A 15,612-nucleotide genomic window follows, 5' to 3' on the forward strand; every position below is an offset into this window, starting at 1 on the left:
AAAATATAGTATAATTAAAAATTTTTAAAATGAAAAAACTACTTACAGTAATAAGTTTAATACTTTTTTCTCAAAGCAATGTCGCTCAGCAAAATTTAAACGATTTGTTAGCAGCAGGTGTTGATGATGCAAAAACCTTCTCTGAAAGCTATTTATTACCAGCCACAAATGGATTGGCTTATGGTATAAGTTCGGGTTGGTTTAACAATGCAAAAACCCCTAAAAAGTATAGTTTTGAATTGTCTATTGTTGGTAATACTTCTTTTATTAAAGATGAAAATAAAAGTTTTAATTTAAATGTTTCTGATTTCGAAAACATTAGATTTCCAGACAATAGTCCTTCAAAAAATGTAGCTACAGCATTAGGCCATAATGATCCAGAGGTTACTGTTTTGGTAACCTATCAAGATCCAATATTTGGAAATCAAGAAGTAGAATTGACTTTACCAACAGGAATTGGATCATCAAATGTAGATTTAATTCCAACAGCTTTTTTGCAAGGTAGTTTTGCATTGTTTGAAGGGACACAAATCAAAGGTCGACTTTTTCCAAAAGTAGAAACAGAAGACGTTAAGATAGGATTGTATGGTGTTGGTATACAGCAAGAATTTACCACCTGGTTACCAGAAGACAGTAATTTTCCGTTAGCCATATCAGGTTTAGTATCGTACACTCATTTAGACGCAAATTATGATTTTACAAATACTGAAGTAGTGGATGGCGAAAATCAACAAGTACAAACCAATGTTAACAGTTTATTGTTTCAGTTAATAGCAGGAACAAATTTTAAGGTTTTAAACTTTTATGGTGCAGTAGGTTACTTAAGTGCAACATCAGAAACTGATTTATTGGGTACATACAGAGTGTCTGATGGTATTTTATTTTCAGAAGAAATTGTTGATCCTTTTTCAGTAGACTCTAAAACAAACGGAGTGACAGCAACACTTGGTGCAAATGTGAAGGCAGGATTTTTTGGCATAAATGCATCTTATACCTTAGCAGATTTTGACACAGCATCTCTTGGAATTAATTTCATGTTCTAGAATTATTATTTTCTTAATAAAAAGTAATTTTAAAATGTTAATTTTGTAAAACTTAAAACAAACACAATTAATTTTTTAAATACAAAATACATATGAAAGTAACAGTAGTTGGAGCAGGAGCAGTTGGAGCAAGTTGTGCAGAATATATTGCCATTAAAAACTTTGCATCAGAAGTTGTCTTATTAGACATTAAAGAAGGTTTTGCGGAAGGTAAGGCAATGGATTTAATGCAAACAGCCTCTTTAAACGGTTTTGATACAAAAATAACAGGTGTAACTAATGACTATAGTCAAACTGCAGGTAGTGATATTTGCGTTATTACTTCTGGTATTCCTAGAAAACCAGGGATGACTCGTGAAGAGTTAATTGGGATTAATGCAGGAATAGTTAAAACAGTATCAGCTAGTTTAATTAAAAACTCACCAGATACAATAATCATAGTTGTTAGTAATCCAATGGATACAATGACTTATTTAGTACACAAAACTACAGGTTTACCAAAAAATAGAATTATCGGAATGGGTGGAGCTTTAGATTCTGCACGTTTTAAATACAGATTAGCAGAAGCTTTAGGTGCGCCAATTAGCGATGTTGACGGTATGGTAATTGGTGGACACTCTGATAAAGGGATGGTTCCATTAACAGCACACGCAACTAGAAACAGTGTAAAAGTATCTGAGTTTTTATCTGAAGACAGATTAGACCAAGTAAAAGAGGATACTAAAGTAGGAGGAGCAACTTTAACTAAATTATTAGGGACTTCGGCTTGGTATGCACCAGGAGCAGCGGTTAGCGGATTAGTTCAGGCTATTGCTTGTGACCAGAAAAAAATGTTCCCATGTTCTGTATTATTAGATGGAGAATACGGATTAAAAGACTTATGTATTGGTGTTCCTGTAATTTTAGGTCGTAATGGAATCGAAAAAATTGTAGAGATAAACCTTAGTGATGCAGAAAAAGCACACATGCAAGAAAGTGCAAAAGGTGTATCTGCAACAAACGGATTATTAGAACTTTAATTTTTAGTACCAGTTGTAAAATTTGTTATGGCAAGGTAATTGCCTATAATAAGTAAAAACAACATAAATTTTAATTAACCTTAACAAATTTTACAAAAATGAAAAAATTAGTATTCTTATTAGTGGCAACTTTTAGTTTGTCTATGGTTGCTCAAGAGCAGATTACAGAAGGTGTAGTGTCTTCTAAAATGACAATGTCAAGTAGTAATGAACAAATGAATGAGCAGTTTGCTATGATTGGCGATATTGCTATTGTTACTTATTTTAAAGCAGACAAAACAAGATCAGAAACTAACAATCCAATGTCTGGAGAAACCGTTTCTATTATTGATACACAATCTAAAAAGATGTTAACTTTACTTAATAACCCAATGATGGGTAAAATGTATTCGTTAACAGATATAGCAGAATCTCCTGATAAGTCTGATGTTAAAATCACTAAAGGTGACGAAACTAAGACTATCTTAGGTTACGAGTGTCAAGAGTATAACGTTGTAATGAATCAAGATGGTGTTGACATGAAAATGGATGTTTATACTACTGAAGCTATTGTTGCTGCAAACCAACAGACTGTAGAGTTTGGAGAGGATTTTAAAGGATTTCCATTATTAATGAATATTAATGTAAATCAAGCTGGTATGGATATGTCAATGACTTATGAAGTAACAGAAGTTAAAAAAGAAACTGTTGCAGATGATAAGTTTTCTATGACGCCTCCAGAAGGATATGAGTTAATGGAAGGAATGTAATAATTACATTTTTTAAATATTTAAAAGAGTGACCTTAAAAAGTCACTCTTTTTTTTGCTTTAAAAGTTTATTTAATGACTTAAAGACTATACTAATAAAGTCTTATTTTTTATATTTGGCACATGAAGTCTAAATGGTACTTTGGCATTGTAATCACTGCGCTTACATTTTTTGTTGTTAGTCAACAACAAATCACTGTACCTAACCAACAAATTGTATTTCAATTTTCCGATAATCAAGCAACTGTTTCTCAGACAGAAAAAGCAATACATGCTATAAAAGCGCAACTTGAAAATATTGGTGTAAAAAACACACAAGTTTTTGAGCAAAATGGAATTTTAAAAATCACCTATTATAGCGATATAGCAATAACTGAGGTGAAATCTTTTTTATTAAAAGAAAAACTAATCTACAATAGCGGTAAAGAAAATCTCCCAAATAGTCCTTTAGATAATGGTTATAACGTAGATGTTTTTGAAATTAAAACCAACACACAATCAGGAGTTGGTTTTGACGGAAAGTTTATAGTAGAAGCAAAACAAGAGTATACTAGAGCATCACAGGTAGTGCTATCATTTTCTGGGATAACAGAAAATATATTACAATTAACCAGTCCTGTAAAAGTAACTCCAAAAGTAAATACTAATAACTCTATTAGTATAGATAAAGGAAACTTCAATATTCCAGAAGGTAGAGCAGGACCACAAGCTTAATCTTTTCTAGTAAAACATTTTTCGCTATATAGTACTTGCTATTTAGGCGTTAAACAATTCATTTTAAACCATTAAAAATAATTGTCAAATCTTCGTGTAAACTATATATTTGCGCGATTAAAAATTTGATTAAATAAACAAAACCATGCAAAATAAAGGATTAGTAAAACTATTTGCAGTATTGTTTGGATTGGTAAGTATTTACCAATTGTCTTTCACATTTAAAAATAATGCGATTGAAAACAATGCAGCACAAGTAGCTGAAAGCAAAATTGACGCTTCAGCAGATGACCGTAAAAACCAAGTAAGCGAGTATGCTACTAAGTATTTAGACTCGTTAGCAACATCAAAAGAAAGTGTATTTTTAGGAAACACTTATGGAGACGTTAAGCAAAACTCAATGAAGTTAGGTCTTGACCTTAGAGGAGGTTTAGAGGCAATACTTCAAATCTCTGTAAGAGACTTATTAATGGGATTATCTAACGAGAGTAAGGATCCTACATTTAGAAAAGCATTAGATGATGCTGACGAAATGCAAAAAGATAGTCAAAATACATATTTAGATGACTTCTTTACTGCATTTGATGCAATCAAAGGAGACAAAAAACTAGCATCTCCAGATATTTTTGCTAACAGATCTTTAGTTGGAGAGATTGATTTAAACATGTCAGATAGTGATGCTAAAGCTGTATTAGCAACTAAAGTAGACGAGTCTATTGTTTCTGCTTTTGAAGTATTACGTAAGCGTATTGATGAGTTTGGTGTAACATCTCCAAACATCCAACGTTTAGGTAACTCAGGACGTGTATTATTAGAATTACCAGGTGTTAAAGATGTAGCACGTGCTACAGAGTTAATTACTACTACTGCACAATTAGAGTTTTGGGAAGGATTAAAAGCAGAGCAGTTTAATCAATTTTTAGTTCAAGCTAACGATGTATTAAAAGCAAAGCTTGAAACTAAAACTACAGAAGGAGAAACTCCTGCTGCAGATACAGAAATGACTGATGAAGAGAAAGCTATCGCTGCGCTTACAGGTGAAGAAAACGAAACAGTAAATGAAGTTAACCCATTATTAGATCTAATTGCAGGTCCTGGTTTTGGAGCAACTTTAGCACAGTTTAATATTGAAGATAAAGACAAGGTATTAAGCTATTTAGCTATGCCAGAAGTTGTGGCATTATTACCATCAGAATTAAAATACACTAAATTTTTATTTGGTAAGCCAGCTGAAGACAGTGAGTTAGTTGACCTATTTGTATTAAATGGAAACAGAGATAATGAACCACCATTAAATGGAGCAGTAGTTACAGATGCACGTCAATCTTACAACCAAGCAAACAAGGTTGTAGTTAGCATGCAAATGAATAGTAAAGGAGCAAAAATCTGGGAAAAAATGACAGGTGATGCTTTTAAAACTCAAAGTCAAATTGCTGTTGTTTTAGATAACACAGTATATTCTGCACCTACATCATCTTCTGGACCAATTGCAGGAGGTAGCACAGAGATTTCTGGAAGCTTTAAATTAAGTGAGGCTACGGATTTAGCAAACGTGTTACGTGCAGGTAAATTACCAGCTCGTGCAGAGATTATTCAAAGTAGTATAGTTGGACCTTCTTTAGGTCAAGAAGCTATTGAAAGTGGTACAATGTCATTTGGTATTGCATTAGCATTAGTTTTAATTTGGATGGCATTTTACTATGGTAAAGCAGGATTATTTGCAGACATCGCAATGTTATTTAACATCTTATTAATTTTTGGAGTATTATCAGGTATTGGAGCAGTGTTAACACTTCCAGGTATTGCAGGTATCGTTTTAACAATCGGTATGTCTGTGGATGCAAACGTACTTATCTTTGAGCGTATCAGAGAAGAACTATCAAAAGGAAAAGACCAGAAGTCAGCAATTCAAGATGGATTTAGTAATGCATTATCATCTATTTTGGATGCCAACATTACAACAGGTTTAACTGCATTAATCTTATTTGTTTTTGGTACAGGACCAATTAAAGGATTTGCAACTACTTTATTAATAGGTATTGGAACATCTTTATTTACAGCAATCTTTATCACTAGATTATTAGTAGATTGGTATGCTAACAGAGGTGGTAAATTAGACTTCTCAACTGGATTAACTAAAAACTTATTCAGAAACATTAATATCGCGTTCCTTACAAAACGTAAAGTAGCTTACATTATTTCTGCAGTAGCATTAGTAGTAAGTTTAGGATCTTTATTTACAAACGGATTAGATCAAGGTATTGACTTTGTTGGAGGACGTACAACACAAGTTAGATTTGCTGAGCCAGTAAGTGCAGTAGAGATTGAAGGTCTTTTAGCCTCTCAAGAGGTATTTGGAAGTGCTACAGTAAAAACTGTTGGAGACGATAATAACTTAAAAATTTCGACTAAGTATAAGATTAACGAAACAGCAAACGAAATTGACGAAGAAGTTAGAGTTAAAATGTACGATGCATTACAACCTTACTTAAAAGGAGTATCGTTTGAAGATTTTAAAGACCTATCTAAAGCTAACAAGCAAGTAGGTATTATGGATCAATACAAAGTAAGTCCATCAATTGCAGATGATATTAAGCAAGCCTCTTTCTGGGCAGTTTTAGGATCATTAGTAGTTGTGTTCTTATATATCTTATTCCGTTTCAAGAGATGGCAATTCTCACTTGGTGCAGTAGCAGCAGTATTCCATGATGTTATCATCGTATTAGGAGTATTCTCTTTAACATACAAGTTTATGCCATTCTCAATGGAAATTGACCAAGCATTTATTGCAGCAATCCTTACAGTAATTGGATACTCATTAAATGATACGGTTGTAGTATTTGATAGAATTCGTGAGTTTTTTAACGAGCATACTGACTGGCCATTTAATAAAGTAATTGATACGTCATTAAGCAGTACATTAAGTCGTACATTAAATACGTCTTTAACTACTTTAGTAGTATTATTAGCAATCTTTATTTTTGGTGGAGACTCAATCAGAGGATTCATGTTTGCATTAATAATTGGTGTAGTAGTAGGTACTTACTCATCTTTATTTATAGCAACGCCAATCATGTTTGACTTTGTTAAAAAAGGAAATGCAGCAGATGCATTAAAAAAGAAAGAAGTAGTAGTTGACGAAACAGTAGTAAAGTAGTCACAAACTAAACATTATAAAAAAAGCCTTTCTATTAATTTAGAAAGGCTTTTTTGTTTTGTGTCGTTACGCGTATTGCGAAGGAATCTTTATAAATCAATTAATATAATTTTTTTGGGCGTTACCCACATTTGCTTTTAGTAGCAAAAGTGCGTCAGGCTTTCCGTTACAATCTTTTTGCTCGTGCCTCACAAAAAGGATTTCCACATCAATCCTTAACGCAAACGCAGACCTACATTAAACCAATACTAAAGTTTAAACTAATGACTAAACCATAATAGTGTATTATCAATTAAAGCTTTAAACCACTTACAGTCTTAAGCACTATCATGCGTAATTAGTTTGTATAGTGTTGTATTAGTCATGTTTTAAATAGATATGGTTAGTAATGTAATATCTTATAACCTAAAATATAAGCACAAAAAAAGCCTAATTGTAAAAGTTGCAATTAGGCTTTTTATATCTAAAAATAATGATTTTATTTTTCTAGCATATACTCAAAGTAATCCATTTTATCTCCTACGTCAAGTAAAAGTTTTTGTGCAGTTCCTGCATTAACCTCTAGCACAAATTGTGCAGGAGTGTTAGATGGTAAGCTGCTTTGATCCATAGGTTTTGCGTTTTCCTGAAAACTAACAATAGTTTTATTATGATCAAAAAAGATAAGGTCCAATGGTATACGCGTGTTTTTCATGTAAAATGATCGCATTTGCACGTCATTAAAAGCAAACAACATACCTTGATCATCTTTCATGCTATCACGATACATCAACCCAGTTTGGATTTCGTAATCTGTTTTAGCAATCTCTATATTAAAAACCTTAATAATAGTATCTGTAGTCCCTTTAAACAAAGTTAACTCTCCTTCCTTTTTAAAGTTTACTTCAACAGGAGCAATAGCTTCCTGTTCTTTTTTACAAGACGTAGTGCTTACAAGTAAAACTAAGCTAAAAAGTAAAGTCGTATAGTTTTTTAAATTTCTCATTATTTGATACTTGTTTTTGGTTTAAATAAAAACATAAAATATAATCCAATTAATATAAATGGGATACTTAACCATTGTCCTGTGTTAAGTCCAAACCAATTAATAAACTCTTCTCCTTGTGGCTCTTTAACAAACTCGACAAAAAATCTAACACTCCATAGTAATATTAAAAATAATCCGAATAAAAATCCTGTTTGATCTTTTTTAGTTGTTTTAGTATATACAAACCATAAAATTAAAAATACAAATATGTAGCAAAACGACTCGTATAACTGTGCAGCATGTCTATAAGGTATAGCGTTTAATAACTCTGACATGTTAGGATTGTCTGTTATAGATGCGTATGCCTTTTTTACGTCTTTAATTCCTGTTTTTTGTACAATCTCATACTTATTATAATACTCTTGCACAAATCTAACACCTAAATCAGAGTCTGTTACTTTTCCAATAATTTCGGAATTTATAAAGTTACCTATTCTAATAAAAACTGCTCCAGACGCTACAGGTATTACAATGCGATCTAAAATCCACATTAAGGATTTGTAGTTGTATTTGCGACGATATAATATCATTCCTATGATTATACCAATTGCAGCACCATGACTAGCTAATCCTTGAAAACCGGTAAACTCGAATCCACCGTTAAATTTAAAGGGTAATAAAACACTTAATGGGTCTTGGGTAATTAGTTCTGGTTGGTAAAAAATGACATGTCCTAAACGCGCACCTAACATGGTTGCTAAAACAGTGTAAATAAATAATGGGTCTAAAAATTCTATATTTATTTTTTCACGTTTAAAAATACGTTTCATTATGGCATGTCCAATAACAAACGCAGCAATCCACATGACACTGTAAAAATGAATTTTAAAATTTCCGATAATATCGATTCCAGTTAAAGGATTCCAATCGAATTTAAGTAAGTACATAGTTTAATTTTTGTAAGTGTAAATATAGTATTTATGCTTTATTTATTAGAATTACTTGACAAAGGTTTAGCAATAAATTAATGTTTGTGCTAATTCTTGGCGCAAGTGCGTTAAGGATGGAAGTGGCATCCTTTTTTATTTTTCTTAAAAAAGATATAACGGACAGCCTGTTAAAACGCCCAAATTTAAAAAAATGTATTTATGGTACAGGGTCGTAACCGCTTCCTCCCCAAGGATGACAGCTTAAAATACGTTTTATGCTTAGTTTTAGTCCTTTTAATAAACCGTGTTTTAATAGGGCTTCTTTGGTGTAATGTGAGCAGGTTGGTTGGTACCTGCAAGTGGCTGGTGTAAATGGAGAAATTAGGGTTTGATAAACCTTGATTAAAAATAGAAATGGAGTTAATATTATTTTTTTCATAATAAAAAAGTCCTCTCTTACCGAAAGGACTTAATTAGTTTTAATTGGTAGAAAAGGTTGTGCCTTCCTTACCGTCGTTAAGTTGTATGCCAGCTTCTGCTAGTTCGTCTCTGATTTGATCTGACAGTGCAAAATCTTTATTAATTCTGGCTTCTTGACGTAGTTTTATTAATAATTGTACTGCTCCAGATAGTTTATCTGTTCCGTTTGCAGCATTAGTTTTGTCATTTTTTAATCCTAATATGTCGTATACAAAAGCGTTGATTGTGTTTTTAAAATCTTCTAAATCTTTTGTAGTAATAGTCTCTGTGCCTTCTTTTATTTGGTTGATGTATTTTACACCTTCAAATAAATTAGCAATTAGGATAGGTGTATTAAAATCGTCATTCATGGCATCGTAACATTTTTGCGTCCATGCTGCAATGTTTAACGTTGTATTGTCTGATGTTTTTAAATCTTCTAATTGGCTAATAGCCTCCATTAATCTGTTGTAGCCTTTCTCGCTAGCTAATAACCCATCATTTGTAAAGTCTAAAATACTTCTGTAATGTGCTTGCAGCATAAAAAATCTAGCGACACTTGGTGTAAATGCTTTGGTGATGTTTTTGTTTTCACCTGTAAAAATCTCGGTTGGTAATATAAAGTTACCTGTAGATTTTGCCATTTTTTTACCGTTCATGATTAGCATGTTGGCATGCATCCAATAGTTAACAGGTGTTTTTCCTTTGGCAGCTTGGTTTTGTGCAATCTCACATTCGTGATGTGGAAATTTTAAATCCATTCCGCCACCATGTATGTCAAAATGCTCTCCCAAGTATTTGGTGCTCATTGCTGTACATTCTAAATGCCATCCAGGAAATCCATCACTCCAAGGAGAAGGCCAACGCATGATATGTGTTGGTTCGGCTTTTTTCCAAAGTGCAAAATCTTGAGGATTTTTCTTGTCTGATTGTCCTTCTAGTTCTCTAGTATTATGGATTAAGTCTTCTAACTTACGCTTACTTAAAATTCCGTAATTATTGGTTTGGTTATATTTATGGACATCAAAATATACAGAGCCATTTACTTCATATCCAAAACCATTATCTATGATGGTTTTTATTAGTTCTATTTGCTCAATAATATGTCCAGTAGCTGTAGGCTCTATACTTGGAGGAAGAAAATTGAAGGTGTTTAATATATTATGAAAATCTACCGTGTAACGTTGCACGACTTCCATTGGCTCAATCTCTTCTAGTCTTGCTTTTTTAGCAATTCTGTCCTCTCCAACATCTGCATCATTTTCTAAATGTCCAGCGTCTGTTATGTTTCTAACGTAACGTACTTTATATCCTAGGTGTTTTAGGTATCTAAAAATAACATCAAAAGACATAAATGTTCTGACATTACCTAAATGTACATTACTATATACAGTAGGACCACAAACGTACATACCAACATAACCATCGTTAATAGCTTTAAAATTCTCTTTTTCGCCAGAAAGCGAATTATATATTTTTATGTGTTGTTGTTTGTAAAGTTCCATTACTGTTTTTCTAAAATTTTGTTTCTAAGTTGATGTAATCTAAAAATTCGCGTCTTGTTGCTTTCTTTTTAAATTGTCCTCCAAATTCTGAGGTTACTGTACTGCTTTCAATATCTCTAATTCCTCTAGAATTTACACATAAGTGCTTAGCATCGATAACGCAAGCAACATCTTCAGTGCCTAAAGCTTTTTGTAACTCTTTTACTATCTGGATTGTTAAACGCTCTTGTACTTGAGGTCGTTTAGCATAATAATCTACAATACGATTCATTTTAGATAAACCAACAACGGTTCCGTTAGATATGTATGCTACGTGTGCACGACCTACTATTGGTAGTAAGTGATGCTCACAGGTAGAATAAACAGTAATGTTTTTTTCTACAAGCATTTCTCCATATTGGTATTTATTATCAAAAGTTGAAGCTTTTGGCTTTTTGTCAGGATGAAGCCCACCAAAAATTTCGTTAACAAACATCTTAGCTACACGATTAGGTGTTCCTTTTAAACTATCGTCAGTAAGATCTAAACCTAATGTTTGTAAAATATTTGTTACATCTTTTTTTATGCTATCAATTTTATCAGCGTCTGATAATTCAAAAGCATCATCTCTTAAAGGCGTATCGTGATTAGTGCTAATGTGGTTTTCTCCGATAGCATCTGTATTATCTATATTGTTGTCAATCTTCATTTAAATAAAGTCTGTAAAAGGTGTTTAAAATAGTTTGCAAAGATAAACAATAAATAAATTTGAATAAGGGTAGGTATTTATTAATTATAGCTGTTATACTATTATAAATCATAAAAAACAGAATTAGATACCCATATTAACATTTACTTTATTAAAATTTTCTTAATTTTCCCACTTAATTTTATCTTATAAACAATGACTCTTAGAATCTTCTTACCCCTTTTATTTGGATTTGTGATGTTTACACAAAACGGAATAGCTCAAACTCAGAAAAAACAAAATACACAATTAGTTAAATTTGGTAAAAATGTAGATGCACCATTAACAGCTCAAGAGTTGTCAATGATAAAGGAAGTGTATCAAGATAAATTAGATGCATACGTATTAAGTAAGCCTCAAAAAGTAAAAAATTTAAAACACCTTTTACGTAATAGAATTGTAATTAAAGAAATTACAAATTTAAAGGATGATGATAAGTATACACTTTTATCAGAAGTTGAGTTATTTGATATTTATAATCCAAGCCTTAAAAGAGATGTTGCTTTTAATAAAAGTACTTTTAATCCTTTAAAGTATAATTTAGAGTTTTACAGAATGGGATCTATTATATATAAGATAGACGGAACCAATTTTTTTATAATTATTAAACCACAAACCTATAAAAAATAATATTTACGTTTTTTTTTAACGTTGTATTTTAAACACATACCAATGAAAAAATTTTTACTAGCACTATTATTTTTAAATTCGTTTATATCCTTCTCTCAGGATATTTTAATGCAAACAACAACTGTCAGTCAATGTGGTGGCGTTTTTTATGATTCAGGAGGACCTTCTGCAAATTATGCAGATGGAGAAAGTTTTATTTTAACGATTTGTCCAGATTCTCCTGGACAACAAGTGCAATTAGATTTTACTGCTTTTAGTACACAATTAAATGCAGATGAGTTAACAATATATGATGGAGATGATATTACTGCAAATCCTTTTGGAACATTTTCTGGAGGAGGAGCAGCAGCAAACCCTGGAATGTTCTCTGCAACTCCAACTAACCCTACAGGATGTTTAACAATAGAGTTTACCTCTGATGGAAGTGCAAATACTTCCGGTTGGGCAGCGACAGTTGCTTGTTACGAGCCTTGTCAAACCATAGTGTCTCAAATTGATAGTGCAACGCCAGCTCCAAATGGAGATGGTTATATTTGGGTATGTCCAGGTGAAGATATTACATTAAACGGAAGTGCAACTTTTTCAAATGATGGAACAGGTGCTACTTATGAATGGGATTTAGGAGACGGTAATTTTATCAGTGGAGAAAATGCAACCTTTTCATATGCAACACCTGGAGTTTACATTGTCAATTTAAATGTAACTGATACAAACACAGATCCAGACCCTGCAGGTTGTTCTAACACGAATTTGATCAATCAAGTTGTTCAGGTTGGTACAGAGCCAGATTTTACAGGTACACAAGCTGTAGATAGTGTGATTTGTTTTGGAGAATCAACAACATTAAATGGTGTTGTAACACCGACCGAGTTTATTAATGATTGTACACCACCTATAAGTGGTACAACTTTTTTACCTGATGGTGGAGGAGCTGTTTATCAAACTTGTATCACAGTAGACTGCTATGACTCAGGTCAGACCTTAACAGATATAAATCAAATTGTTTCTATATGTGTAAATATGGAACACTCTTTTGCAGGAGATTTAGATATTAATATAATTAGTCCAACAGGACAAGTAGCTGTTTTAAAAGAATATCCAGGAGGAGGTGGTACTTATCTTGGAGGTGCTAATGATGATGGCTCAACAACACCAGGTGTTGGAGCAGATTATTGTTTTTCTGCAAGTGGTACGGTTATTTTAGAAAATGCACCAACAATTACAGCGGGATCTAATCCTCCAGGAGCATCATACACACCTGGTACTTATCTTCCTGAAGGCTCTTTAAATACTTTATTAGGTAGTCCGTTAAATGGAGATTGGTGTATTCAAATTATTGATAATTTAAGTGTTGATAATGGTTACATATTTTCTTGGGGAATTGAATTTGATCCAGCTTTACAACCTCCAGAATTATCGTTTACTCCAGTCACAGTCTCTGAAGCTTGGGATGCAGATCCATCAATAACAAGTACGACAGGAAATGATATTACTGTTCAACCAACAACAGCTGGAACACATTGTTATACTTATAGAACAACAGATGACTTTGGTTGTGAATATACAGAAGTAGTGTGTATTGATGTTTTACCAGAAATTGATAATGGTTTACCAAACGATTTATTTTTATGTAATCCTGGAGCACCACCATATATTTTTGATCTAACTGAAAATGATTCAGCTATAACAGGTCCATCTGCTATTCCTGGTGACTTAGTAATTACTTATTATGAAACGCTTGCAGATGCAGAGGCTGGCACAGCAGCAATTGCAACGCCAAATAACTATACTTCGTCTGCAGTTTTAGGAGTACCTCAAACTGTTTATGTAAGAGTTGAATATTTGAGTTCAGGATGTTATGAAGTAGAATCTTTTACACTAAATATTACAACACAACCAAATATAAATCCAGCTCCAGATATGGAGGTTTGTGATGATGCTTCAAATGATGGTTTTGAGCCTTTTGATTTAGAAAGTCAAAATGCTGCTATATTAGGCACTCAATCACCTGCTAGCTTTGTGGTAACTTATTATTTGTCATTTGCAGATGCAGATGCTGGAATAGCAAGTACAGCTTTAGTTAGTGACTATACAAATACAGTTAACCCACAGCCTATATACGTAAGAGTTCAAGTAATTGGAGACGATGCGTGTTATATAGCTTCTCCTTTACCAGTTTTTAATTTGATTGTTAATGCTGTTGATGATTCTTCTTTTACTATAGATCCAACCTGTGATGGAGGAACAGTTACTGCTGTTGCAACAACAGGAGGGACATTTTCATTCAATCCGGATTTAGCAGATGGAGCAACAATAGATCCAGCAACAGGAGAAGTAACTAACGGTGTTGTAGGTACAAATTATACTATTCAATATACTACTACAGGAATTTGTCCTTCATCTACAGATCAGTCATTAACAATGCTAGCGACGGATGATCCATCGTTTACAATGTTGCCTACTTGTGATGGAGCAGTGGTAGACACAATAGCGACAACAGGAGGTACTTTTGCTTTTAACCCAGTACCAACTGGAACCGAAACCATAGATCCAACGACAGGAACTATTACTAATGGTGTTCCAGGAACAACTTATACCGTGGAATACACTACAGGAGGAGTTTGTTCTGCTAGTTCTACTCAAGATGTTACTGTTTACCCAACAGAAGATGCAACATTCTCTGTCTTTGAAAATTGTGATGGTGGTACAGCTACCATTATTGGAGATGTAGGAGGGACATTTACATTTAATCCTGCTGTTACAGACGGAGCGTCTATCGATCCTGTAACAGGAGAGGTAACTAATGGAGTTTCAGGTGTAACTTATACTGTAGAATATACTACATCAGGACCGTGTCCAGATAATAGTTTCCAAAATATTACAGTTTTAAATCAAGACGATCCTGCATTTACATTAATTGCTGATTGTAATGGTGGAACTGTTGACTTTGTAGCTACTCCAGGCGGAACATTTTCTTTTGATACTCCTGTAACAGATACAGCAGTTATTGATGCAGCTACAGGAACAGTTACTTTTGCAACTCCAGGCGCAAGCTATACTATATTATATACAACAGCTGGAGCTTGTATCGACTCAAGTACACAAGTATTAAATGTTTTGGCTGCAGATGATTCGTCATTTAGTTATGTGCCAACATGTGATGGTGCTATAGCTACAGTAGATGGTTTATCAGGAGGTACGTTTGCATTTAATATACCACCAGCAGCAGGTGATAGCGCTATGTTAGATGCGGCTACAGGTTTAATTTCTGGAGGTAATCCAAATACAACTTATAGCGTTGATTACACTACAAATGGACCTTGTCCGACTACAACTAATCAATCTATTACATCTTTTCCTGAACCTACAGCAGTAACACCAACACCATTAGAAGTTTGTGATGATGGTACACCAGACGGATTTACAAGTATAGATTTAAGTATTAAAAACAATGAGATTAGTGGAGGTAACCCAGACTACGCGGTAAGTTATTACCTAACGCAATTAGATGCAGAAACAGAAACTAGTCCATTAGCCATACCATATACAAACATTTCTAACCCACAAATAGTTTATGTAAGAGTAGAAGATGTGACTACAGGCTGTTTTACAACAACGACTTTACAATTAGATGTTGTACAAGCACCAGTAGCATTTACACCAACCGCTTTAGAGTATTGTGATCCAGATAGTGATGGCTTTGGAGTCTTCACA

General features: G+C 33.2%; 12 protein-coding genes. 7 read left to right on the top strand and 5 right to left on the bottom strand.

The window, feature by feature from the left end; genetic code table 11:
* Positions 1-29: 29 nt before the first annotated feature.
* The 5 genes from B2989_RS06825 (at position 30) to secDF (ending at position 6,681) form a co-directional block, all read left to right on the top strand.
* Positions 30-1,043 carry a DUF6588 family protein gene (locus B2989_RS06825; RefSeq protein WP_292946358.1) on the top strand — a complete coding sequence of 338 codons (1,014 nt, stop codon included), beginning with the start codon at positions 30-32 and terminating at the stop codon, positions 1,041-1,043.
* Positions 1,044-1,135: 92 nt separating this feature from the next.
* Positions 1,136-2,062 (top strand): malate dehydrogenase, encoded by a 927-nt coding sequence (gene mdh, locus B2989_RS06830; RefSeq protein ID WP_145000839.1) that lies wholly within the window; start codon positions 1,136-1,138, stop codon positions 2,060-2,062.
* Between the two features lie 98 nt (positions 2,063-2,160).
* Positions 2,161-2,811, top strand: coding sequence for a DUF4412 domain-containing protein (locus B2989_RS06835; RefSeq protein ID WP_145000837.1), 651 nt, complete (start codon positions 2,161-2,163; stop codon positions 2,809-2,811).
* A 122-nt stretch (positions 2,812-2,933) separates the two neighbouring features.
* A complete protein-coding gene (locus B2989_RS06840) occupies positions 2,934-3,524 on the top strand; it encodes a hypothetical protein (RefSeq protein WP_292946362.1) in 591 nt (196 codons plus the stop codon).
* A 145-nt stretch (positions 3,525-3,669) separates the two neighbouring features.
* On the top strand, positions 3,670-6,681 hold the full coding sequence (gene secDF, locus B2989_RS06845; RefSeq protein ID WP_292946364.1) for a protein translocase subunit SecDF: 3,012 nt from the start codon (positions 3,670-3,672) through the stop codon (positions 6,679-6,681).
* A 478-nt stretch (positions 6,682-7,159) separates the two neighbouring features.
* On the opposite strand, the gene B2989_RS06850 is transcribed toward secDF, so the two are convergent.
* The 5 genes from B2989_RS06850 to folE all read right to left on the bottom strand — a co-directional run bounded on the left by B2989_RS06850 (position 7,160) and on the right by folE (position 11,229).
* Positions 7,160-7,666: a DUF192 domain-containing protein gene (locus tag B2989_RS06850; RefSeq protein ID WP_292946366.1), complete on the bottom strand. Its 507-nt coding sequence runs from the start codon at positions 7,664-7,666 to the stop codon at positions 7,160-7,162.
* Positions 7,666-8,595: a prolipoprotein diacylglyceryl transferase gene (gene lgt, locus B2989_RS06855; RefSeq protein ID WP_292946368.1), complete on the bottom strand. Its 930-nt coding sequence runs from the start codon at positions 8,593-8,595 to the stop codon at positions 7,666-7,668. The genes B2989_RS06850 and lgt overlap by 1 nt, the downstream gene beginning before the upstream one ends.
* A 199-nt stretch (positions 8,596-8,794) precedes the next feature.
* The gene (gene yidD, locus B2989_RS06860) at positions 8,795-9,016 is read right to left on the bottom strand and encodes a membrane protein insertion efficiency factor YidD (RefSeq protein WP_292946370.1); all 222 of its coding nucleotides are present in this window, start codon (positions 9,014-9,016) and stop codon (positions 8,795-8,797) included.
* Positions 9,017-9,056: 40 nt separating this feature from the next.
* A complete protein-coding gene (cysS, locus tag B2989_RS06865) occupies positions 9,057-10,541 on the bottom strand; it encodes a cysteine--tRNA ligase (RefSeq protein ID WP_292946372.1) in 1,485 nt (494 codons plus the stop codon).
* A gap of 10 nt (positions 10,542-10,551) precedes the next feature.
* Positions 10,552-11,229, bottom strand: a complete 678-nt coding sequence (gene folE, locus B2989_RS06870; protein WP_292946374.1) for a GTP cyclohydrolase I FolE — start codon at positions 11,227-11,229, stop codon at positions 10,552-10,554.
* Positions 11,230-11,424: 195 nt separating this feature from the next.
* Between folE and B2989_RS06875 the strand changes: the two genes are divergently transcribed.
* Entirely contained in the window at positions 11,425-11,898 is a 474-nt protein-coding gene (locus B2989_RS06875) for a hypothetical protein (RefSeq protein ID WP_292946376.1), read from the top strand.
* 42 nt (positions 11,899-11,940) lie between these two features.
* Positions 11,941-15,612 (top strand): PKD domain-containing protein (locus B2989_RS06880; protein WP_292946378.1); only part of this gene is annotated, 3,672 nt, incomplete at its 3' end.

The organism is Olleya sp. UBA1516, from assembly GCF_002323495.1.
Lineage (GTDB): Bacteria > Bacteroidota > Bacteroidia > Flavobacteriales > Flavobacteriaceae > Olleya.